The organism is Vibrio sp. 1CM8B, assembly GCF_023161685.1.
Taxonomy (GTDB): Bacteria; Pseudomonadota; Gammaproteobacteria; order Enterobacterales; family Vibrionaceae; genus Vibrio; species Vibrio coralliirubri.
The window spans coordinates 153,789-177,401 of sequence record NZ_JALNTU010000001.1; the positions used below are offsets into that span (position 1 = coordinate 153,789).

Here is a 23,613-nt window from a genome sequence, read left to right on the forward strand (position 1 = left end):
GTTGTCTACAGTTTTATAGAGCTTGTCGCTTCGGTAATTGCCACAAGTAACGACACCTTTTGATGGTAAGTATTGGTTATAAGGAGAGGAAATGGAAAGCCCTATTGTCACACTCACACATGCCAGCAAAAACTTTATTGATGGTAAAGACACCCATAGCGTGTTGGACAGTGTCGACTTCACTTTAGCTACGGGTGCTAGTGTGGCTTTAACAGGAGCAAGTGGCAGCGGTAAAAGTACTCTACTCAACCTAATCGCGGGCTTTGAACCGCTTTCGACTGGTGAACTGTGGCTCGATGGCGAGAACACTTCAGATTGGAAAGATCCACAGTGGAGCCGATTTCGCCATCAAAAACTAGGCGTGATCTTTCAACAGTTCAACTTACTAACCCCACTCAACGTAAAACAAAACATCGCCTTCCCGCTCCATTTAAATCAACAAAAATGGAGCGACTGGTGCGATTATTTAGTTGATGCATTGGGCATCAGTGAGCTACTCGAAAGACACGTATCAGCACTCTCTGGCGGTCAACAACAACGAGTCGCTATTGCGCGCGCGCTAGCCCATAAACCTAAGCTACTGCTTGCCGACGAACCCACAGGCAACCTCGACCACAAAGCAGGCATTGAGGTAATGAAGCTGCTGAGTAAAATCACCACACAAGGCAACACTGCGGTGCTTTTGGTTACGCACAGCCCAGAATGCGCGAGCTTTATGCAGACAAAATTGGTGTTAGATGATGGTTGTTTAAGGAACGCAGATCTAACCCCAGGAGCAGCAACTTTGTGAGTAATCCAATGAAGCAAACTGCCTTCGCACAGAGTCAGCTCACCCATACAAAACTGACTCTGAATCTATTTTCGGCGCACTATCGACAATCGCCACTGCAAGCCGCAGCGATTCTGATAGGCATTGTGCTTGCGGTCACCTTGTTTGTCGCGGTGCAAGCCATCAACCTCAATGCCAAGCGCAGTTATGCAGAATCGACCGAGCAACTTAGCGCCCAAGCGCAGAACCTTATCATTCCACCAGCAGGGCAAAACTATTTGTCGGAATCGCTCTACTTCAGCTTAAGACAAAGTGGATTAAGCGCAGCGCTACCTGTTATAGAAGGGCGAGTAAGAGACGAGCAAGGTCGACGTTGGTCAGTTCAAGGCAGTGAGTTGATCGCCGCCCTCACTTCAAGATCTCGTCACGCTCGCATCGACGAAAAAAACAATACTCAAACCAAAGAGCCAAACATTTCCCTGTTCGACAATGTCTTACCTTTGCCGCAACTCTTAGCGGGTGAACCCATTGTGATGATGAGCCAATCTCAGCACCAGAGTTTGGACGAAGTGAACACGCTCACTTTGGATGAAGTAGTCACCAAGGTTGTGGTACTGCCCGATGAATGGCAGCTCGGTAGCCGAATATTGATGGACATTGGATTCGCTCAGCAGCTGCTTAACAAGCAAGGGCAACTGAGCTATATCGCTATTTTTGACACTAAGAGCGACACTAACAGCAATGCTCAGGATAAATGGCAAAGCCTTATTGGCGAGCAAGGACAATGGATATCCAACAACCAAAGCACAGATCTCGGTTCAATTACCGATAGCTTTCACCTCAATCTCACCGCCATGAGTTTGTTGGCGTTTTTGGTTGGCCTGTTCATCGCTTACAATGGCGTGAAGTACAGTTTGCTGAAACGTAATCGGCTGTTGGTACAAATTCAACAAGCTGGGATTGCGCCAAGCATCGTATTTTCAGCTCTGTTAGTCGAGCTGACTGTTTTAGTCACACTGGGCGCGTCGCTTGGTTTCATTCTCGGCATTCAACTCAGCCATTGGCTACATCCCACCGTCGCAATAACGCTTGAGCAACTTTATGATGCAACACTGCTTCCCGGCACATGGCAGTGGCAATGGTTAGTGCAGGCACTGCTACTCACGCTAGCCGCAACGCTTGTCGCGTGTTGGCAGCACTTTAAACAGCGAGTGCGACAGCCCCTCTCTTCCCATGGCGGTTTCTATCAAGCGCCGGAAACGTCTAACGAAAATCAGCTGTTTGTTATCGGGTCAGTATTAACTATTCTCGCGTTAGCAGGGTTATGGATGAGCGAACATCATCGCTTCACCATGGCATGGCTCGGAGTGTTAGTGGTGTCGATTCCTTTATATCTACCCAAAACACTCAGCGTGCTAGCGAACTGGAGCGAAAAACGCACCCAATCGGGGTTAATACAATATCTGTTCGCTGAGCTGCGTGAACTTATCTCCCCTCTCTCCCTTGCCATGATGGCGTTGCTTCTCGCCGTCACCGCCAATATCGGAATGAATACCTTAGTCGGCAGCTTTGAATCCACGTTAAAGCAATGGCTTGAACAGCGCTTACATGCCGATATTTACGTTAGCCCTGCCCAAGGTGAAATCGCGAATGTGGAACGTGCGTTAGAGCAGTTTGAAAATGTTGAAACCGTTTATAAGCAATATTATGTCGACGATAACTTGCAGGGCTTACCGACTTTGCTCGGCACCAAAGACAAAGACACACTTGAGCAAACCATGGTATTCCAATCCTACCTTGATGATTTCTGGACGCGCTTTTACCAAGGTGAGTTAGTGGCAATCAGCGAACCTACGGCAGTGAAGCTCGGCTTGTCCCTTGGAAGCCAACTCAAGCTCGACGCGATCCAAGACAAAACACTCATCGTCGGGGCGATTTTCCACGATTACGGCTCACCGAATGGCGAAGTGTTACTTGCACCTAATTTATGGCTCGAAAGCGGGTTTACTGACTTACCCACCAGCTTGGGAATCAAAGTCTCTGGCGACCCACAAGTGGTGTACGAACAGCTACGCCAACAACTCAATCTTCACCCAAGTCAGCTTTACGATCAAGCGCAGATCAAATCGATCGCTTTAGATATCTTCTCACAAACCTTTGCTATCACTCGGGCGCTTAATGGCGTCACTTTAATGGTGGCGGTGATTGGGTTGTTCTGCGCCTGTTTCATGTTGCTCGATGCACGCAAAGCCGCCATTGCAAGGCTGTATGCGCTCGGTGTTAGTCAGAAAAAATTGATGGCGATGGTGGTCGGGCAAATCGTTGTTCTGGTCGCCTTCACTCTGGTTATCGCCTTACCACTCGGCGCTATGGTCGGTTATGTGTTGACGGACATCGTTACCCTGCGCGCCTTTGGTTGGAGTTTAAATTATGTGTGGAATTGGAGTGATGCACTGAGCATCGCAGCCATCACCATTTTAGTGGCTGTGATTGCGACCTTGATCCCACTGTGGCGTTTGGTCAGTAAACCCGTGGTATCTAGCTTGCAAAGTGAGGTGTTGTGATGAATCGATCAATGAGAGTTTTCATTCTCACACTTGGCATCTTACTCCTTTTAGGGTGTGAGGAGTCCACTCAACCATCAGCTCAAAATATGGGTTCGATACTCGGTACTGAAACACAAACCGACGATGAAACACAAACCGACGATGAAACACAAAGAGAGGCTGAGCAATTCACTCCGGTAGTAAAAGGTATCGACATCACCTTCCCTGCCGACCATCAAGCACACCCTGATTTTCGTCATGAATGGTGGTATTTAACCGCAAACTTGATTGATGAGAATGGTAATGCTCTGGGCGTACAATGGACACAGTTCCGCTTTGCGGCTGCACCACAGGAAAGTGGCAATAGCACCAAGGAAACCACGTGGCAAAGCCAGCAAATCTACATGGCGCACAGTGCTGTCACCACTAAAAACAAACACTACGCCGATGAAAAGTGGTCTCGCGACCAAGCTGAACTGGCGGGTGTCAGCACTTCACCGTTTCGGGTCTATCTCGATGATTGGCAATGGACGTCGACGACCGATGACCTGTTCCCAGCTACATTGGTCGCCAACTCGGATCAATTTGGATACTCGCTTAAGTTAACCAACAACGCGCCTTATCAAAAGCAAGGCGAACAAGGCTACAGCACTAAAAGTAGCGATGGCAAAGTGGCTTCCTACTACTACAGCCAACCATTCATCGATGTATCGGGCGAGGTAACTATTGATGGCGTGACGCATCAGATTTCCGGTAAAGGTTGGATAGACCGAGAATGGAGCTCACAGTTCTTACTCGACTCACAACAAGGTTGGGATTGGTTTGCGCTAAGGCTGAGTGATGAAACCAGCTTAGTGGTATTTCAGCTTCGAAACTCAACATCAGGTAAAGCTAGTTATTCCCATGCAAGGTTAATGCAGCAAGATGGATCTGGCATCACGATTAAGCAGCAAGACATCAGCTTAACCGCTATTAATCAAACAGAAATCGATGGACGTGACTACCCAACAGAGTGGCAAGTTTCAATCCCAACTCAACAGATCGAACTGACCGTCTCAGCACTCAATCCAAATGCCAAAATGCCGCTGTCTGTTCCCTATTGGGAGGGGCCAATCGTGATTAAAGGTTCTCATTCCGGATCTGGCTATATGGAATTGACTGGGTACTAAGCCAACAGCATATTTCTGAAATGAGAAGCTTTAATTTTTAATTTTTAATTTTTAATTTTTAACAGACGAATAAGAATAAAATCAACCGTTACATCGGCTGCCATAAATATCGTTTACCCAGCTTGGGTTATCAATACAAGTTGCTCTAGTTTGTCACTCCCCAACAAACTAGAGCAACTTAAAAATCAACGCCGTAGACAAACATATCAATAGGTTTTCTATTCAGTCGATAGTGCTAGTGCAGAAATCCCTTGGAATATTTCTTGTCCTTTATCTGTTTTAATTTCAAAATCATCGAGCCAATAGATGTCAGTTAATAACCGAACATCTCCGATTAATTCACAGCGATCCTTTTCGCACAGTGTGTCGATTTCTCCACTCCAACATGTTGATATATCGATGACTATCATTCTTTCTATCTCAAGAAACTGATGGCTAAAGTGCTCATGCAATGACTCTATACCTTCTGCGTAACTAAGCACTAGAGTGCATCTCCCTTCACCAATATCGCAAACTCTATATTTGCGATCGTTTAAATATATTGTGCAATCCACGTAGATTTATCCTCAATCATTAATTCAGATTACATTGTTTTAAATAAATCGAATCTCTGCGAGGAATTAGAGAAATTCATATATGCAAAGTCGAGCAAACCAAATATGAATTTCTCTAACCCATAGTTCTATTGAATCAAGAAACTAAGATAGCTCAGTAACCAACAGTTAGGTTTATCGATAAAACCGAAAGCGCCATCGATAACCTTTAGGATCCCTTAGTTTCAACTCATACATGATTAATACTGGTGCTTATTTAATAAATAAGCTTGGTGCTATTTACGTATGCGTTAATCAATAAGATGCAACCAAAATGAAGTTAAAGCGCTCAATCGCACCCATAAATTATTCAGCTAAATGGAAGGTCATCGTTCTCGTGTTGTCTGTAGTACTGATGCTTCTCAGTGCCCTACCCTCTGCATTTGGTGAACGTGAAGCTTTGCACATTTCAAACCAAACGCATTCGACACACGCTGATGATGTATATCGTTATCTTGTGGACAATAGCATTGATGTTCACAGTGTTAGCGAAAACAACGATAGGTTAGTTGTGACGTTTGCTTCAAGCGGACAACAAGCCCCCGCACAAGCTTTGATGTCCGATTTTATCCAATCATCGGAGACCGTTGCCCTCACGCTCGAACCTTCAGCTCCTTCTTGGCTAACCTCGCTGGGCTTTCAGCCGATTAAGTTTGGATTAGATCTGCGCGGTGGTGTGCAATTTCTCTTAGACGTTGACCTAGCCCCTGTCTTTAATGCTCACGCGCAATCAGTGATCGACGACCTTCGTCAGGAGTTTCGTGTACGCGGTCGTGTAGAAAGCGGTGAGGTAGTCATTGCTCGATATAACGAAGCATTACTTGGCGATATTCGAACCCACTTAAGAACACAGTATCCAAATTGGACTCTGAGCCAATCTGGTGAGCGCTTAATGATCTCAATGGATGAGGAAGAGAAACGCGCAATTCGAACTTTGACCGTGACACAAAATCTTCAAACAATGCGAGGCCGCATAGAAGAGCTAGGGATCACGGAAGCCGCAGTCCAACGCCAAGGTGAAAATCGAATTCGCATCGAACTGCCAGGAGTACAAGACCCGACATCCGCAAAAAACATTATCGGCGCCACTGCATCGTTAGCGTTTTACCATGTGGAGCCTAATGTCAGCGCACGAACAAAATCCATCAATGACCAAAATGGTAGACCTGTCATTCTGCATAGAAACAGTATCTTAGGGGGCGAGCATATTATCGATGCACGCGCCAGCCTAGGAGAAATGGGAACACCCGAAGTTAACATCACTCTTGATAGCACGGGGGGGCGGCTGATGACCAATCACTCGCGCAGCAATATCGGAAACCCGATGGCGACTCTGTACAGTGAATACAGTCAATCAGAGACAGGACAATCCATTGAGCAAAGCGAAGTTATCAGCGTAGCGACAATTCAATCGACGCTGGGTAACCGCTTTCGCATCACTGGCGCGGGGTCAATGGCAGATGCTCAAAACCTGGCTCTTCTATTGAGAGCTGGCTCACTCACCGCTCCTGTTACCATTGTTGAAGAACGCACAATCGGGCCAACTCTTGGTGCTGAAAACGTCAAAAATGGCTTTGCTGCACTCGCCTTGGGGCTTGGTTTTACATTGGTATTTATCGCTTGTTGGTATCGACGCCTTGGCTGGGTTGCGAATGCTGCACTGACTATCAACTTAGTGTGTCTGTTTGGCCTATTGGCGCTCATTCCTGGCGCTGTGCTAACGCTTCCGGGCATTGCTGGGCTCGTGCTAACCGTGGGGATGGCTGTCGATACCAACGTGCTTATCTTTGAACGCATCAAAGACAAAATGCGAGAAGGCAGAAACTTTTCCCAAGCCATAGATCGAGGGTTCGATAGTGCATTCTCTTCAATTTTCGATGCCAACCTCACCACTATGATCGTTGCCATCGCTTTGTATGCAATAGGTAACGGCCCAATTCAAGGCTTTGCTATCACACTCGGATTAGGCCTACTGACTAGCTTATTTACCGGCGTATTTGCGTCTCGAATTCTTATCAATTATTTGTGGGGAAGAGACACCTCACATGAGGTGAAACTGTAATGACCAAATCAATTAGCGTCACCAAAATACGTCAATTGATGACGATGATATCTCTGATTCTTTTGACGCTTTCCATTACATCAATCGTTGCAAGGGGGTTCAATTGGGGACTCGACTTTACGGGAGGTGTTGTCGCCGATATTCAAACAAAACCAAACGTAACTCAAGTTCAGCTCAAATCTCACCTCGACTCAGCACTGAGCCAAGATGTTCAAGTGACAGCGGCAGGCAGTGAGGGAAATTGGCAACTGCGTTTCAATGATACAGACCTCGATTTGCGAGACGCACTTAACCAAGCACTGTTGCCAATAGACAGCAATTTTCACATTGCTAACAGCAGCGTAATTGGCCCTCAGGTTGGGTTAGAAATGGTCGAACAAGGCGGTTTAGCGATTTTGGCTTGTTTCGTTCTTACCTTGCTGTACTTGAGCTACCGATTTGAATGGCGATTAGCGCTAGGTTCAATTGCGGCGTTGATTTACGACATTGTTATTGTGCTAGGGCTCTTTGCGGTGACTCAAATTGAATTCAACCTAACCGTGTTGGCCGCTTTACTGGCAGTGATGGGCTACTCCCTGAATGACTCGATCATCATTTCAGATCGAATCCGTGAGGTATTTCGTGCGAAGCCAGACGGTGAAACCGATGCCCTTCTCGATCAGTCCATCGTGTCAACGTTGTCACGAACGCTTGTCACATCAGGCACCACCTTAGTCACAGTCTCAGCATTGTGGTTGTTAGGAGGGAGCGCACTAGAAGGTTTCGCCATTGCACTGTGTGTCGGGATTTTAAGTGGGACATGGTCTTCTATCTCTATTGGCACACTCTTGCCAACTCGTGTGGGCTTGAAACCAACCCACTATAAACCGGAAGAAACTGAATCCCTTGAAAGCATGCCTTAGCTTTTACTTACTGCGCTCATTGCTTACTGCTTACTGCTTACTTAGCACGCTATTAGGCGAATGTCGGTCGTCTGATAGCAACAAAGAATTTCTCTAATTCATAGTCTGAATCATCGGTTCACCTTAAGTTAGCAACATGGTTAGACGCATAGCTTTGTAGATATCGTTTTAGATGCAAAAGCTTAAACGCATAACTTGAAACGAACCGTTTGCTGCACAGGAAATTGCAGTATTCACCCGATTTACTCTCGTTAAAGGACATTAGCGAGCCTTCGGTTACTCAATAAAGGCTCAACATGCTCAACGTACTCAAACAAGAATACAAACTGCCACTTGGCATCGTTACCGTTCTATTTTTCAAACTGATCGGCGACAACTTACTCACAGGAGAGCTGTCTCAGTTCGCCTACATAATGGTTACTGCGGTGCTGTTTTACGCGGTGATGAGCGCCATTTTTTCGGTTGTTCGCCACTCAGATGCGCTGGCGATCAAGCTTGGAGACCCATACGGTACTCTTATATTAACGCTGTCTGTTGTCTTGCTCGAAGTCATTATGGTCTCGTCCGTTATGCTGACTGGAGAATCGAATCCCTTCCTAGCGCGTGACACCATGTTTGCTGTCGTGATGGCGGTGCTTAATGGCTTTGTCGGTATCACCTTGTTAATCGGTGGAATGAAATACCATACCCAAACCTACAACCTTGATGGAATAAAAGCGTACTTGGTGGCCATTATTCCACTCTCATTACTGTGCTTGGTACTGCCTAATTTCACCAGTATGGATTCACTGGGTAACATGTCGACCAGCCTAACTTGGACATTAGTGCTCGCTTCGATCGCCTTGTATGCCGTATTCCTGTTCATCCAAACACGCAGCCATACCGACTACTTCATTGATGGTGATAATGAAGATCATCACGAACATCACGGCCCTCTGCACAGCAATATATTCCACACGATTATGCTGGTGAGCTATTTGATGGTGGTAATTTTGTTAGCGAAAAGCCTCGCGATTCCAATTAACGATGGCATCACGGAAATGGGCGCACCTGCGGCTCTAGGTGGTTTGATTGTTGCCTTGATTATTCTCGCACCTGAAGCGGTTGGTGCCGTTAAAGCCGCCGTGACCAATCAATTACAGCGTGCGATGAACCTCTTCTTTGGCTCAGTTCTCGCCACTATTGCACTAACCGTTCCCGCTGTTCTGCTGATTTCAGGGGTAATGAACGAACCCATCCAACTCGGCCTCGCCCCTGCAGAAATGGTGTTATTAGGTGCAACGCTATTAATGACAAGCGTGAGCTTTAGCAGCGGGAGAACTAACTCGCTCAATGGTGCAACCCACCTCATCTTGTTCTTTGCCTACATCATCTTGATGTTTGATTAAAACGCATTGTGGGCTCCGGCTATCAACAGCCAGAGCCCACGTTAACTTGGAGTTTCCATGCAAGAGATTATTTCCGCGATTTGGCTGCAAGACTTCGATGCCTTACTTGAATTGAATTCACTGCACGTTTTATTGCTTTTGCTTGGTGTCGTGCTTTTTCTTGAGTCGAGTTTTGTTTTCTTACCACTACCCGGTGACGGCCTAGTGCTGTTTGTCGGGGGCATGGTTGGTTTGGGCGCGATTGATTTTTCAAGTGCTCTAATGCTTCTAACCAGTGCCTCTTTTTTGGGCAGTATCATTGCCTACCTTCAAGGGCGATGGCTGCACAATACTCCGTTCATGCGTAAAGCTGAACAAACACTGCCAGATGAATCGTTACCCAAGGCAAAAAAACTATTAAACCGATTCGGTTTTTTGTCCCTGTTCGTTTCGCGGTTTGTCCCATTTGTTCGCGTACTGACCCCAATGTTGATGGGCGTTGCACAACTCAGCGCAATAAGAACGCTGATTGTTAGCTTCACTAGCTCGATTACATGGGTCTTCAGTTTATTGCTGATAGGAAAGTGGATCATGCGACACCCATTCGTCTCGCAATATCAAGAGTTGATTACAAAGTGGTTCTTAATGGGCAGTTTAATCCTGATGGTTACTGCATTTATCGCCCTCTTTATTCGGCTTGCGACCAAGAAGCGACAACCACAAACATCCGAATAAAAATCGCTTCAATTGTATTCTCACTTATTGTCAAAGGTCTAACATATGACATTAATTACATTAGCTTTTTCATCAGAAGGGGCGGAAAAGCTGTACCTAAAAATACTGGAGTGTCTCACTCTGAGAAAGGCTAAACGACTGAATCAAACGCTTCTAGAGGCTGAACCCGTCGAACTGCCATCAGTCTTAAGGAAGCTCTCTGACCAGCAACGTATCGCCACTTGGACTCTATTAAGCGAAGTAAACCCAAGCCTTGCTGCCAACTTACTTGATCACTTATCTGATCCCGAGCTTCTATGGCTGATCAGTCAGCTATCTGAAAGTAGCACCATAGTGCTATTTCAATATTTGCATTCCGCAGACCGCCGGCTGCTACTCAATGAGCTGCCAAGCGGCCTACAAAAACAGCTCAGGCAAGCCCTACCTTCAACATGGAAAGACGAGGAGCGTGCAGCCTTGATCTACCCACAAGACTCTGCCGGAGGGATTTGTAAAAGCGAAGTCCTCAAACTGGCAGCAGACGCTACCATCGACAGTTTGAGCGCAATATTAAGCGCAGAAGAACACAACTTAGATCGACTAGAGTGGCGCTACGTTTACTTGCATGACACTGAAGGCAGCTATTTAGGCGGGCTGAAGATCCGTGATGTACTGCTGCTACCACGTGGTACGTCATTAAGGGAATACATAGATACCACAGTGCCCGTTATCAGCCCTGACACGGATCTAAATACGATTAAAAGTACGCTGGACACCACTTTACACCCCGTTGTTCCCATCGTTGATGAACAAGGTTTCCAAATAGGCATCGTCGGTTTTAAACATCTCAATGAAGCCTTATACCAACGTTCGAAGCAGCAAATGCTGGAGCAATCCGGTGTATTTGGAGGTGATGAGTCTCGCACCATGCCAGTACTAAAACGTAACCTACGTCGACTCGCCTTTTTATTGCCTTCAGTCGCCTTAAGTTATGCCGCGATTTCAATCATTGCTATTTACGAACCCATCATTGAACAAATTGCCGTCTTAGCGGCCGTGTTGCCGCTTGTCGCCAATCTTTCTGGTGCGGCTGGGAATCAATCCGTTGCAGTGTCGATACGTGAATTATCGATGGGCCAGATCTCGGCCAAAGACCTGCTGTATGTGGTCGCGAAAGAGATTCCAATCGGCGCGATCAATGGAATATTAATTGGTGGTGTTCTGGCTCTGCTTACGCTGTTCACGCTTGGCGGGGAGCACTCTGGATTGCCATTGGTTATCGCCATTGCTTACACACTTTCTTCCACTCTTGCCGTCGTGATTGGAGGTACATTGCCCTTGCTACTAAAGCGGCTCAACTTCGACCCAGCCATGCTATCAAGCCCAATGCTGACAACATTAACCGACGCAATTTCGTTCTTCAGTGTTCTGTATCTAGCACACGCTTTTTTACTGTGATTTAACTTTTTCTTCCACCACAAAATGGGGATTCTTATGCATTTAGAAACATTGTTCACCTATATGACACTCACGGTTCTTGGCCTATTACCCATCATGAACCCACCCGCAGCAGCAACGGTTTTACTCGGTTTGAGTAAAGGACGAGATAAGAGCTATATTGTGTCGCAAGCCAAAACGACTGGAGTCTATCTTTTCATTGCCTTGTGCATCACCTTCTTCATTGGTGCATCGGTACTCGAACTCTTCAGTATTTCAATACCGAGCTTGCGTTTAGGTGGTGGCATCATCATTGTCGCGATTGGTTTCAATATGCTGTTTCCTCGCCCCGACAATGGAGCCGCCGCCTCTGGGCAAGATTCAATCGCACTAGTACCTTTAACCATTCCTTCACTGTGTGGCCCTGGTTCTATGGCGATGATCATCAGCCTGGCCGCTCAAATTGCTACTTATGAAAACCACACAAGTATGACTAGCGTCTATGGTGGTGTAGTCGCAGGGCTTGCTCTCGTCGCACTTATTGCGACCTTCACATTAACCATGGCGTACCCTCTGCTCAAAGCGCTTGGTCAAAATGGCATCAATGCATTTACCCGAATTATGGGCTTCCTATTGATCTGTATGGGAGTGCAGTTTTTCACTCTCGGGATTCAAGAAATCGTTCTTGAGATCAATGAACTCTTATAAGTAAACAAATAGCCCAATTTTGAGCCTCAGCCATTTTTGGTTGGGGCTTTTTTATGTCTATACCCAAGTAACCTCAAGGTGCTTGGGTATATACGTTTAGCAAATATGAATCGCTGTAATTCATAGTCTATTCCCCGGTCAGTAAATAAAATAGCGGCATAAACAAACACAACTTGGATTTATATTTATGAAACTAACTAAAACATCTCTATTAATTGCATCACTTATTTCTTCACCTTTAGTACTTGCAAATAACAATGTTGATTTCTCTGACTCTAAACAACATTATTCGGGGTTTGATATTGGTTACGGCAGCAACGATTTTGATATTGGTCTTCAATATGCAAAGTCACTAAATAACGATTGGAGTTTGCTAAGTTCATATAGCAGTGACGACAATTTTTATAACCACGAATTGGGATTTGATTTTCAAAGAAGCGATGGCTTAGGGCTTGTTTTTGAGTATGAACATGATACCAACTTCCAATCCGATAATTTGCGCGCGAATGACTATAGCTTCAGTCTCTACAAGGCCAATACGGTTAACGAACAGTTTTCTGTTGTACCTCAAGTAACGCTTGGCAACCTGAAGCATCAACAGATGAGCAGCAGTGTTTACTACACCAATGCATCACTTGATATGACTTACAACCTGAACCCAAGCATGTGGGTAGGATTTACACCGGAATACACTTACAGCTTAGGTAAAGTGAAAGAAAAGAATGGCAACCAATCGACGCTTAGAGATTGGGATTACACGGCAGAACTTGGTTATCAATTAAATAGCACAAGCGCGTTCGTCTATAGCTATCAATATGATGATGGTAATAACCTTTCATTATTCTCTTTTAAACATTCATTCTAAATAATTAGAGCTGCCGGTAATAGGCAGCTCATTTTTTAATACCTAATTTTAAAATACTTAAATAAGTGAGCCACTTTGAAAACTAAACTAATATTACTGAGCTGTATTATCAGCGCTTATTCCATTGCTGATGAAAACACAATTGATTTTGAATCCGCGGTAGAAGAGTTTACAGAAGCGACCATTGAAACAACACCCATTGATTTCACCGACCCGACTGCCGCTTATAGCTCCCTTCAATTAGGGTACAGCAATGAAGGCCTTGATGCGGGATTTGGATATGCTAGAGCAATCAATGACGATTGGGCGGGATTGATTTTTGCTCAGTCTCTAAACAGTTTTGACACATACAGAGTCAGAGCCGCGGCACTGAGCACCAATTTCGGTAGTGGCGTTATGGGAGACTATTTATATGATGACCGACATGACACACACACTTTCGTATTGAACGCGATGCAAGTCCTGCCGCTGCATGAACGACTACTGATTGCACCGACTCTTGGCGCGGGTGTCATATCCAGCGATAACCTTAATAAAGACGTACCTATTGCTATGGCGCAATTGTACGGTGTCGTTACCATTACAGAGCAAGTCTCTATGATGATAGCACCTATCTACACGACGTCTTTGAGTGACAAAACACTTAAAATCAACACGTTAGACTGGGAAGGTAATTTTTCATACCAAATCGCAGATAACCAAAATATTTCATTTAAGTATAGTATCTACGATGAAACCGACAACAAGGTGGGCATTCACTACACCTATGCGCTGTAGCTACACTCATTCACTATAATGCCCTTGACTCTACCTAAAACGAGTACTCTAACTCGAAGCTCTTGTATCACATCAAGCCCTAAGCGCCTTTAGTAACACGGATGTTGCTAGCCCTCCTTTTACTTACTCAAGATATTTAGAACGCCTTTCGTTGAAAGCTAACTTCTGCTCACAGCGCATTGCTGCGAACCGTATCAAACATTCTTTAACACATATCGTTCTTAAACTATTGAACAAAGGCTAATTTCCCTTATTCTTAGGTTACGCTTTCGAACTTCATTACGAAAAGGTAACCCATGAAAGAACTTCAAGACTTAGACCTAAATCTGCTCAAGTTACTTAAAGCGGTTGTTGAAACTCGTAATACCCATGCAGCAGCAGACAAGCTTGGTATATCGCAAACCAGTGTCAGCAGAGGGATGGCGAAGTTAAGAGAAACTTTTGGCGACCAGCTTTTTCTTCGTAAAGCACACGGCGTCGAGCCTTCAGAATTGGCAGAGAAACTCGCCGAAGCGGCCGATGAAATGTACTCCCCTTTGATAAAAGTGGTTGAGTCCTACCACAACTTTGACCCTAAAATATTTACTGGCGAAGTCACTATTGCATTAAATATATTTCTACTTGAACTGTATGGCGACGGGGTTTTTAAGGTTCTGCAAGAAGCTTTACCACAAGCGAGCTTTAAATTGATCTACTGGCAAGATAAAAGCTTGGTAGAAGTACTGAATGGACAAGTCGATTATTTACTACAACTTTCAGGCATTCCATTACCTCAAGATATCTACCAACATAAGCTCACCGAAGTAAAATTGAGCCTAATTGCGCGTAAAGATCACCCTGTGTTAAGTAAAAGCAGTGAATGGGAAGATATTCATCACCTACCAATAACAAGAATCTTAATTGATGGCATTAACACCAAGCGTGCTCCGATTGAAGATCTCTATATATCAAAAGGCTACAGCGCGAATATTGTGCTGGCGACGCATAGCCTCACAGTATTACGAAGCAAGCTCAGAAATTCGGATGCCTTCTCTTTTGGCAGCAGTTTTATGACGGAAGATGATTCGGAACTCCGCTGTTACCCATTACCTAATTTACCAAAAGAAATGCGCCAAATTGGTGTAGAGGGCGGCTACCTGCAATCCAAACGAGGCTTCCCACTTCACCAACTATTGCATCAAACCATGCAGAGCTACTTTGATAGTATTGTTCAACCTGACGGTCGATAGCGAGCGGGATTTCTGGCCTCAATTGAAAAACTATTAACGATAAGCTCTGGCCCCTAAAGCGATATATAGGTCGCTTTAGAGGCACGTTGTCTTTAGGGGCAAGGTGTCTTTAGGTTAATCGTGTCTGAGGCTGCTTTAAGCAGAAGGTGGGCGCACAGCAGAGGTTGCCGCAGGATACATGATGGTATTTTTAATTTCGTACTTATATTCAAAGCTGAAATCAGGAAATGGGAAGGCTTGCTCTTCATGCCACTGCGCAACAACCTGTTCGGCTTTTCGTTTCTGTTCCTCATTGTCATTGGCATTTACATCCACAAGTTGATATTGCGTAGAGTGAGCTATCTTCGCACCAATGCTCTCGACTTGGGTCAATACAGAAAACAAAATATCCTCTTGGACAGCCATGAACTCTTCATGGTCACGACAGCTAATGTAAGCCATCAGATTAATATTGATGGAGTATTCCCCAACACCCATGAGCCTCACTCGAACTGGATCTTCTTCGATGATTGGATGTTGTAGTAACAACCGGCGCAGATTAACGATCAGTACGCGTAATTGCTCAAGGGTGGTTTCGGAACGCAATCTCAACACATGATCCATGCGTCGCTTATCACGTCGCTCCAAGTTATCAATTTCCATGTTGGCAAATTCCGAGTTAGGAATGGTAATTAAAGAGCGCTCTAGCGTCCGGACTCGAGTCGAACGCAAACCAATACTCTCAATGGTTCCTAGTTTGTCTCCATAACGACAAAACTCACCAATCTTTACGCCCCCGTCAGCATAGAGCGTTAATCCGTTGATTACGTTCTCCAATATAGGGCGAATGGCCAGTGCAACCGCTAAGCCACCCACACCCAAACCTGCCAATATTGGGGAGATTGAGAACCCCATAAATTCGATGACATAAATGCCAAGAATCGCGATCGTCAACCCGCCAAATATACGTGCCAATACGGTAATCAGTGACGAATCTACGTGCTTTCCATTGTGCTTTTTGAATACATAAATATCAGCGAAATAGTTGAAAATGGCCATAATAAGCCATGAGACGAAGAAGAACTGAGCCAGTAGGAAGAAGGTGGTGAACAGCTGATAAACACCACCTGTAATCCATATCCCATCATCAATCACCCATCTTGCTAAAAACAGCAAATTCACCACGCCCACCAGCGACAACAGTCGACCTGCCCGCCATTTCAAGCCTTTTCCTTCCCAGCGACGATTCCAGCGTTCACCAAGCAAAAAGCTAATTCTTATCATTATCTTACATAGTGACAAAACGCCAGTGAGTGCAAGCCATTGCCATAAAGGAAGCGGCCCATAAAGTTGATTAAAAGATGAAGGTAAAGAAAGAACAAATTGCTTAGAGAACATAGGTCCGGGGCTAATCAGAAATTCCTGATAATAGTCTGGACGTGCTTTGGCATAGTACGGAAGGACTGACATCGTTCTATACCACCGAGAAAGGCTTTGAATGGTGTTAGAACTAAATAGGAACTGATCGGTTCGATCGCCTAGAGTTTGGCGAGACAATACGATCTCAGTGTTGCCTAAACGCCAGTGATCAATATCTTCTCCCCTTATTTGCTCGACATTTGGCACTAGTTGATGAGTACCTTGATCGATTCGATCCAACAACTCACGAAGAAGAATTATTTTCTCCATCACGACAACTGTTCGGCTTCGATTCGGAACCATAGACAAATCCATGGTTCTGATCACTTGTGAATAAGCATGCTGCGCTTCTTTAAGATGCAGTGTTTCATTTTTCCAATGCTCGATAACCACACTCGAATCCCTGATGAAGCTCGAAAGAGTATGTTTGGGGCTCGACGTGTCGGCGAGCTCCAAAGCAATACTTTGCATGGCTAGCGCATTAGGTATGGTTAGACATAAGGGTATGGTTAGAAAAACGGCTACTAACATCGAATAAAAACGTCTTATCACAACGATCTCCCGTCATCACTTTGTTCCAATGAAAACATAGGGGCTAGCGAATAAGAATGATCCATGACAGATTGATGTTGAGAGTAATGATAATTAGCTTGTAGTAACGTAGATATACATTTTAAAAGTGAAGTGAATAACGTTGTCATTATATCCTCCAAATAAAAATCCACATCCATGTGATTCAATATTAGCTTGCTGAAATAAACTAGTTGATATGTTTATTAAAGAACTGGCCTAACTCATTAATAGCATCTTCAGACTCTGGCATGTCGATTAAGATACCAGTCATATAATCACCATGAGATTGGCCATCATATATATGCAGGTCAGTTTCTACGTCTGCACTGCGTAATAATCGATGCATACGAACCGTATCACTTAACAAGAGATCTCGAGTACCTGAAATGAATATCGTTGGTGGGAATTCATCAATATCAGCGTATATTGGTGAAATAAGAGGATTATCAAGCGCTTCTCCACCAGCATAGACATCGAAAGTGCCCTCAATCAACCCTTCTCGCTGACCTAGAGGGTCTAAGCCTTGCATCGTTAACCATGAATCCGATGTCTCTTTAAGGTCGACGGAAGGGGTCCCAACAAACAATGCGCCAGGTGCGGGAAGATCGAGCTCTTGCAGTTTAAGTGTCGTTGCTAACGTTAAGTTGCCGCCTGCGGATGTGCCAAAAATCGCTGTTGATTCTGGTGATTGAGTTTTTATTAGCTCTTTCCATACTGCAACTGCATCATCAATTGCCGCTGGGAATGGATGCAGTGGCGGTTGACGATAGTCAACAGAGATCACCTGAGCACCAAGCCCGTTCGCAACCCAAATAGCTTCTCGTAAAGCTGATTCACCCCCACCGAAAACAAATGCACCACCATGGATATGGACTAGCCACTTATCTTTGTATTCAGGGGCGATATTCTTCGGCGTAACAAAGAACGTATCGACTCCGGCAAACTGCTTAGCTTCATAAGTAACGTCCAAGCGCTCTAGAGCTTGTTGAGCAATCTTAATACCTGGCGCATCAAATTGGGCTTGTAACGCCAACCACTCTGCCGTGTTGTTAGGAACAGGAATTGCCGGTGAGATAACTCTGTTCTCAAATAACTGAGCAAACTCTGTCGATATTCCTGCTGGGGTCGGAACCTTTCGCTCTTGCAGTTCCATTCCAGCAAACGCCGCTGTGCTTGATAAGGTGAGTAGCAATGCAGGAATAACAGTGCGTAGTGATTTGGTTTTCATAGTAACTCCGGTAATGAATCTAAAAGCCGTGATTGGCGAACTGAGGCTATTATTCACGTCCGAATCCATTAGCACTATGAATTAGAGAAATTCAAATTTGATTATAGCTAAGTAGCAATAATGAATTTCTCTAATTCCTACTAATTCTAAAAATCAAATGCGATATTAAATGAAGAAAAGATAAGGAGCTTACATGAAATACTTACCAGAAAGTATGGTATTAACAGGCTATTTAGTTTTCTTTTTTATATTGGTTATGCGTTTAAATAGCTAAACAATATAAAAAGACAACACTCAATCACTTATTTAACTTCTTACTAGTTTAATAAATAAAATAGTAAGAGGAACATTAAATTTAGTATCGGTCATCAGAATTAATTCGGACAGTATTAAACCATGAGAAAACCAATGAAACTTAATTCAACAACAAAATCAATCAAGCTATTCATTCTGACAGCTTCATTAAGCGCAACTGCCATCGCTCAAGACACGATGTTTACCTCTCCACAAAACGTATATAACGACAGTGAAGTAGTGCTGACTAAGTATAACAATGGCGGAGTAGTGAATGCTTCGGTGATAGAAAACGTAGCAAAGACTCAGCCTGAAGAGGCGTACATCAAACAAGTAACAGATGGAGTTTGGGCAATCACTGGCTATCATTTCGGCTACAAAACAGTTATTGAGGGCGAAACTGGCCTTATCATTTATGACTCTGGTGACGACATTGAAGAAGCAACGGAGATCTTGGAATTAGTACGCAAACACATTAGTGAAAAGCCGATCCACACCGTCATTTATAGCCATTCTCATTATGTATTTGGTGCACAAGCGATTCAACAAGCCTTTGATGGCGAGCTCAAGGTGATTGGTCATCCAGAGATCAACAAAAACGTTCTAGAAAGCGGCGGCTTAGGTGCGTCGATTCCTGAATTATCACCAACGCTAACAGCCCGTGCCTATGAGCAATTTTCGGTGCTTCTGCCTGCTGAGGGGCCTGACGCAAAATCACCAACACCGATAGGTAAAACACAAGGGTTTGTGCCAGTAAATACTCCTGTAACACAAGGCCAAACAATGACGGTTGATGGTGTCGAGATGGTTTTCTACACCGACTTTGATAGTGATACCGACGATCAAGTGATCGTCTATCTGCCTGAGTCCAAAACGGTACTCAACAACCACCTATGGCCAACTTACCCAAACTTCTACACATTAAGAGGTTCAGTGTATCGTGATCCGACAGTCTGGGCTGAAGGTATCCGCCTTATCAGAGACTTAAATCCAGAACATCTTATCAACACGCACACTGAACCACTCAGTGGCCATGATGAGATCCAAACCACATTGAACGGTTACTATGATGGAATTATGTACCTCTATGACCAAACTATTCGAGGGATTCTGCAAGGTAAAACACCTGAAGAGTTAACCTACTCGGTTCAGTTACCACAAGACCTCGCCGAATTACCCCATAACCAGATGACTTATGGTGAGTTTTCTTATTATCCGAAAAACATCTATTACCATGCGCTTGGTTGGTTTAACGGTGAAGCTGAAACCTTGAACCGTATTGAGCCGAACCTTCAAGCTAAGAAAATCATTGAAGGGTTTGGGGGAGTAGACGCGGTAAAACAAGAGCTAAACAAGACTATTGCCAACAATGAACTCGCATGGTCAGCAGAACTCGGCGGCTACTTAGTCCGTGTTGTCCCGAACGATGAAGAAGCTAAACAGCTTTTGGCAGACACATTAAGACAAATGGGCTACCAAACAGAGGCATCAATCCCCCGATCTTGGTATCTAACCAAGGCTCTTGAATTAGAAGGAAAAGTCCAAATACCAAGCGTGGTGTTTTCAGATGCTAATTCAATCATAGGATCCCCAGCCGAGACGTTGGTGGGCCAATTTCGAGTGCGTCTAGACCCAATCGCAAGCTATGGGGAAGACCAAATGATGGCAATTACGATAAAAGACTCGGATGCCCCAACAATGGGATTGCATGTACGTAGCACTGTCGCTGAGTTTATCTCAGACACCGAAGACTACAATCGCCAAGCTGACCTTGAAATCAGCGTATCTAAACGCACTTGGGCAGAGTACTTTGTTGGGGAGAAGAGCTTAGATCAAATGCTAGAAAGCGCTGACGTGAGCACTAACCACAAAGATGATGTGAGAGGATTCTTTAGCCTCTTTGACCAATTAGACGAATCGAAAACCCGGTTTGTATCCCCATCGCAGTCTTAGACTTGAGCTTCGACATAGACTTAGTTTTTGGGCTTAAACATAGCGATAGCCATGGACTAAACCACTTTTATTCAAAGCCTCCACGACGGAGGCTTTTTGCTATTTATCATGTTCTATTTATCTAAACGCTTGTTACAAAATATCTAATTTAACCAAACACTGAGCTCCCCTAAAATACCAATCAAATGATTAGGGGAGATAGAACATGATTAGCTCAGCACACAATGACGAACTCAACAGATACATAGAAAGACTAGACTTAAACCTTACCAAGGCTCAGGTTCGTGAACTTGGTTGGCAGCAAAGCAATGAAGAGGTAGGAAAAGAAAAAACAGTATTAGGCTCGTGGTTTTTCTTTTCTTTCTTTGGTTTATGTACGTCTGCATGTCTTGCGCTGCTGATGTATATCTCATGAAGATAAACAAAACAATGACCACGTATAACCAGCATGGAACGTTCAATTGGTTCGAGGTCGATGGAGAAACGTACATACTGTTCAAGGTCGGTATCAACAGCGCGCTATTGAACCAACACTATGAGGATGTCACCGAACAACAGAGTAAAATATATAAGCTGTTAAAGACTAGTAAAGAACCCTAGGTGCCTCGCTTGTTAAATTGATCGCATGATGTTTGAGTTATGTTCCAGATAACAACAAAAAATAGATTGGCGATTCCACGATAATTCACACATCCTACTCCTTCATCTGGCGGGAACAGACTCACCCATGTACTATTGTATAAAAATCAACAAAATATAGTAGCTACGGTTATGGATGACGGTCTGTTAAGGAAACTGGATTTTAACTCTATTAAACTTCTCAAAATTCTTGGAGAAGAACGCAATACTAAACGTACTGCGGAACGAATGTTTTTGTCGCAACCTGCGGTTAGCAAACAGCTCAAAAAACTTCGTGAAGATATTGGTGACGAATTATTCATCCGCCGACAATACGGGTTAGAACCAACGCCTTATTGTTTAGAGCTTCTAGATAAATTACCGGCGCTATTCGAGTTACTGGAAGATGTTTTTTCTCGAAACCAAAATTTCAAACCTAGCGAGTACACTGGTGATATTTGCATAGCCATCAATACTTCAATGTATCGCCCTATCTCCCGAAAATTGTATACACACCTTAGCGCCTCAATGCCAAATGCAACATTGAAAATAATCAATTGGGGTCAAGATACCGAGCATAACCTGGCCATGGCAAGAGTGCACATCGGTATTAACTATCTTCCGCTCGATATTTCCAAACAAATAATTCAGAAGAAAGTGGCGCGATGTACCTTCAAGCTTGTCTGCAGAGAAGGACACCCAATCATCAACACCCAGCGTACTGCTCACGATGTAGGGCAATACCCTCTCGCTCTTCTCCAACTTCCAGATTTCAATAAAAAAGAGAATCTAATTGAAACAAAGTTACGCGAATCGGGAGTCACACCAAACGTGGCACTTCGAGCAGACCAGTTAAGTATCTGTTTGCACGTTGTATCTCAATCCAACGCACTAATGCCTTGCATCGATATCTTTGACACCGAACTCCCAAAAGGGACGAGGTTTATATCCCCGAACAAAGAAGACACACCAAGTAGTGATATTGGTGCTTTCATCCCATCGAAACTCTCTAGAACACCCTTAGTGACATGGTTGCACAAAGAAATCGATCAAATCTTTTCGCATGCTAATTAGGTCAATTAAATTCGTATCGGTAGCTCATGGGAATAAGGCGCTGTCCTTAGCTGCCCGATAAACATTAATTTCCATAGTTAAACGAAGCTTTCGGAACCATTAGACTTTCCAAAGGTGAGCCCTGATAAATCAAACTTTGCACGGTACTACCTGCTAAGCCTTCCTGAGGTAGGTAGTAACGAACGACAAAGTAGTAGTCTTCGCCATCCACTACTGGCATCCAGTAGGTTTCGTTCTCTGGATTATGGCTTGAGAACGTAATGGTGATATTGCCATCAGCGTCAGGTGACGTGTTTCCTCCAGCCCATACTTGTCGCTGTGACCCACCAATCGTTGCAGGATCGAGAGGCAAACGGGTCTCATCCGAGTAACGCGTGACAGACCAGAATTGTCCAACGGCTTGGTCATGAGGCATAGTCAAGACAAAATCTTCAGCTCCGTTCAACTTTTCGCCTTCAGGCGTCATCGGGATCAACTCATAATATGCATGCTCTGCAGGAAAGCCAAGATGCCCTAAATGCGTTAATACTGAACGTCTTCTTTCATCGGCAAGATCATCAACATGACCAGGGTGTTCAAAGCCAGACAAATTGTTCACTACTAGCCCGGACGAGGCTAAGTTATGCACGTAACTCCTAACCTCGGTTAGCCTTTCTTGGTCGAAGTTTTCATCTGCGATAATGGTTTGGATGTTGTCGTGAGTCTGAACCCAGCCATCGGTAATTTGGTCTGCAAAGCGGAGGACCTCTCGAACATTGGCACGATCAGGCAATACAACATTTGAAACAGCTGAGTGATTGTCGATAACAAGTTGCTTACGCCACTCATCAGCCCCTCCGTTGTCACGATACTCGAATGTTTGCACTCGAATAAAAGCAAAAATCAGGTCATCGTTGACCTCGATGGTGTCGATATAGTTCCCCTCTGGCGTGTCATAATCTGAACCAGAACGAATAATAAGGTAGGTTCCACCTTCATCAGGAGTCACTTCGTGATAAGCCGCGAAATGCTCAGCGTCCAGTAAATGGAATGAAGCATATCGACTAGATTCACGAGCTGGTACCGTCACTTCAATAGGGCCATTGGATACGTCAAGCATCGCTTTAGCGTAAATGTGGTCCAGTGCAGGCGTGATAACGTCCCAGGTATGATCGGCTAAGCCAGGAAATTCAAATTGATTTAGTCCATTTTTCTCCATGAAACCAATCATGTTTTCCATGTGGTGATACACTCGTTGCCCTGTTAATTCAGCATCCGTTGGTACAATTTCTTCTGCATTAACTACATTTCCAAGAGAAATAGATGCAATCAACAATGATATTGCTGTGTTTTTCATA

19 protein-coding genes are annotated in these 23,613 nt (G+C 44.4%); 15 read left to right on the top strand and 4 right to left on the bottom strand.

What is annotated here, in order from left to right; translation table 11 throughout:
• The first annotated feature begins 91 nt into the window (after positions 1–91).
• From MSG36_RS00635 to MSG36_RS00645, 3 genes are read left to right on the top strand one after another with little or no spacing between them, the layout of a single operon-like run.
• Positions 92–790: an ABC transporter ATP-binding protein gene (locus tag MSG36_RS00635; RefSeq protein ID WP_248365794.1), complete on the top strand. Its 699-nt coding sequence runs from the start codon at positions 92–94 to the stop codon at positions 788–790.
• 8 nt (positions 791–798) lie between these two features.
• Positions 799–3,333: an ABC transporter permease gene (locus MSG36_RS00640; protein WP_248366376.1), complete on the top strand. Its 2,535-nt coding sequence runs from the start codon at positions 799–801 to the stop codon at positions 3,331–3,333.
• On the top strand, positions 3,333–4,484 hold the full coding sequence (locus MSG36_RS00645; RefSeq protein ID WP_248365796.1) for a lipocalin-like domain-containing protein: 1,152 nt from the start codon (positions 3,333–3,335) through the stop codon (positions 4,482–4,484). The genes MSG36_RS00640 and MSG36_RS00645 overlap by 1 nt, the downstream gene beginning before the upstream one ends.
• Positions 4,485–4,702: 218 nt before the next feature.
• Here MSG36_RS00645 and MSG36_RS00650 read toward each other — a convergent pair whose 3' ends face one another.
• Positions 4,703–4,966, bottom strand: a complete 264-nt coding sequence (locus tag MSG36_RS00650; protein WP_017091753.1) for a hypothetical protein — start codon at positions 4,964–4,966, stop codon at positions 4,703–4,705.
• Positions 4,967–5,351: 385 nt separating this feature from the next.
• On the opposite strand from MSG36_RS00650, the gene secD reads away from it, so the two are divergent.
• The 9 genes from secD (at position 5,352) to MSG36_RS00695 (ending at position 15,138) form a co-directional block, all read left to right on the top strand.
• Entirely contained in the window at positions 5,352–7,139 is a 1,788-nt protein-coding gene (secD, locus tag MSG36_RS00655) for a protein translocase subunit SecD (RefSeq protein WP_060980575.1), read from the top strand.
• Positions 7,139–8,041, top strand: a complete 903-nt coding sequence (gene secF, locus MSG36_RS00660) for a protein translocase subunit SecF (protein WP_012600222.1) — start codon at positions 7,139–7,141, stop codon at positions 8,039–8,041. The genes secD and secF overlap by 1 nt, the downstream gene beginning before the upstream one ends.
• 296 nt (positions 8,042–8,337) lie before the next feature.
• The gene (locus tag MSG36_RS00665; RefSeq protein WP_248365798.1) at positions 8,338–9,429 is read left to right on the top strand and encodes a calcium:proton antiporter; all 1,092 of its coding nucleotides are present in this window, start codon (positions 8,338–8,340) and stop codon (positions 9,427–9,429) included.
• A 57-nt stretch (positions 9,430–9,486) separates the two neighbouring features.
• On the top strand, positions 9,487–10,143 hold the full coding sequence (locus tag MSG36_RS00670) for a DedA family protein (protein WP_012600220.1): 657 nt from the start codon (positions 9,487–9,489) through the stop codon (positions 10,141–10,143).
• Between the two features lie 45 nt (positions 10,144–10,188).
• Complete coding sequence (locus MSG36_RS00675; protein ID WP_248365800.1) at positions 10,189–11,580, top strand: magnesium transporter; 1,392 nt, start codon at positions 10,189–10,191, stop codon at positions 11,578–11,580.
• A gap of 36 nt (positions 11,581–11,616) precedes the next feature.
• Positions 11,617–12,267, top strand: coding sequence for a MarC family NAAT transporter (locus tag MSG36_RS00680; protein WP_248365802.1), 651 nt, complete (start codon positions 11,617–11,619; stop codon positions 12,265–12,267).
• 187 nt (positions 12,268–12,454) lie between these two features.
• The gene (locus MSG36_RS00685; protein WP_248365804.1) at positions 12,455–13,132 is read left to right on the top strand and encodes a hypothetical protein; all 678 of its coding nucleotides are present in this window, start codon (positions 12,455–12,457) and stop codon (positions 13,130–13,132) included.
• 75 nt (positions 13,133–13,207) lie between these two features.
• Complete coding sequence (locus MSG36_RS00690) at positions 13,208–13,909, top strand: hypothetical protein (RefSeq protein WP_012600215.1); 702 nt, start codon at positions 13,208–13,210, stop codon at positions 13,907–13,909.
• A gap of 296 nt (positions 13,910–14,205) precedes the next feature.
• Positions 14,206–15,138, top strand: a complete 933-nt coding sequence (locus tag MSG36_RS00695; protein ID WP_012600214.1) for a LysR family transcriptional regulator — start codon at positions 14,206–14,208, stop codon at positions 15,136–15,138.
• Positions 15,139–15,273: 135 nt separating this feature from the next.
• On the opposite strand, the gene MSG36_RS00700 is transcribed toward MSG36_RS00695, so the two are convergent.
• Together MSG36_RS00700 and MSG36_RS00705 are read right to left on the bottom strand one after the other, a co-directional pair.
• Positions 15,274–17,007 carry a mechanosensitive ion channel domain-containing protein gene (locus MSG36_RS00700; RefSeq protein WP_050650961.1) on the bottom strand — a complete coding sequence of 578 codons (1,734 nt, stop codon included), beginning with the start codon at positions 17,005–17,007 and terminating at the stop codon, positions 15,274–15,276.
• A 289-nt stretch (positions 17,008–17,296) separates the two neighbouring features.
• Positions 17,297–18,337, bottom strand: coding sequence for an alpha/beta hydrolase (locus tag MSG36_RS00705; protein WP_248365806.1), 1,041 nt, complete (start codon positions 18,335–18,337; stop codon positions 17,297–17,299).
• A 408-nt stretch (positions 18,338–18,745) separates the two neighbouring features.
• Between MSG36_RS00705 and MSG36_RS00710 the strand changes: the two genes are divergently transcribed.
• From MSG36_RS00710 to MSG36_RS00720, 3 genes are all read left to right on the top strand, one after another.
• A complete protein-coding gene (locus MSG36_RS00710; protein ID WP_228013015.1) occupies positions 18,746–20,584 on the top strand; it encodes an alkyl sulfatase dimerization domain-containing protein in 1,839 nt (612 codons plus the stop codon).
• A 205-nt stretch (positions 20,585–20,789) separates the two neighbouring features.
• The gene (locus MSG36_RS00715) at positions 20,790–20,999 is read left to right on the top strand and encodes a hypothetical protein (protein ID WP_050650964.1); all 210 of its coding nucleotides are present in this window, start codon (positions 20,790–20,792) and stop codon (positions 20,997–20,999) included.
• 356 nt (positions 21,000–21,355) lie between these two features.
• Positions 21,356–22,276 (top strand): LysR family transcriptional regulator, encoded by a 921-nt coding sequence (locus tag MSG36_RS00720; RefSeq protein WP_050650966.1) that lies wholly within the window; start codon positions 21,356–21,358, stop codon positions 22,274–22,276.
• Between the two features lie 64 nt (positions 22,277–22,340).
• On the opposite strand, the gene MSG36_RS00725 is transcribed toward MSG36_RS00720, so the two are convergent.
• Positions 22,341–23,612, bottom strand: coding sequence for a DUF1254 domain-containing protein (locus MSG36_RS00725; protein WP_050650967.1), 1,272 nt, complete (start codon positions 23,610–23,612; stop codon positions 22,341–22,343).
• Position 23,613 lies beyond the last annotated feature (1 nt).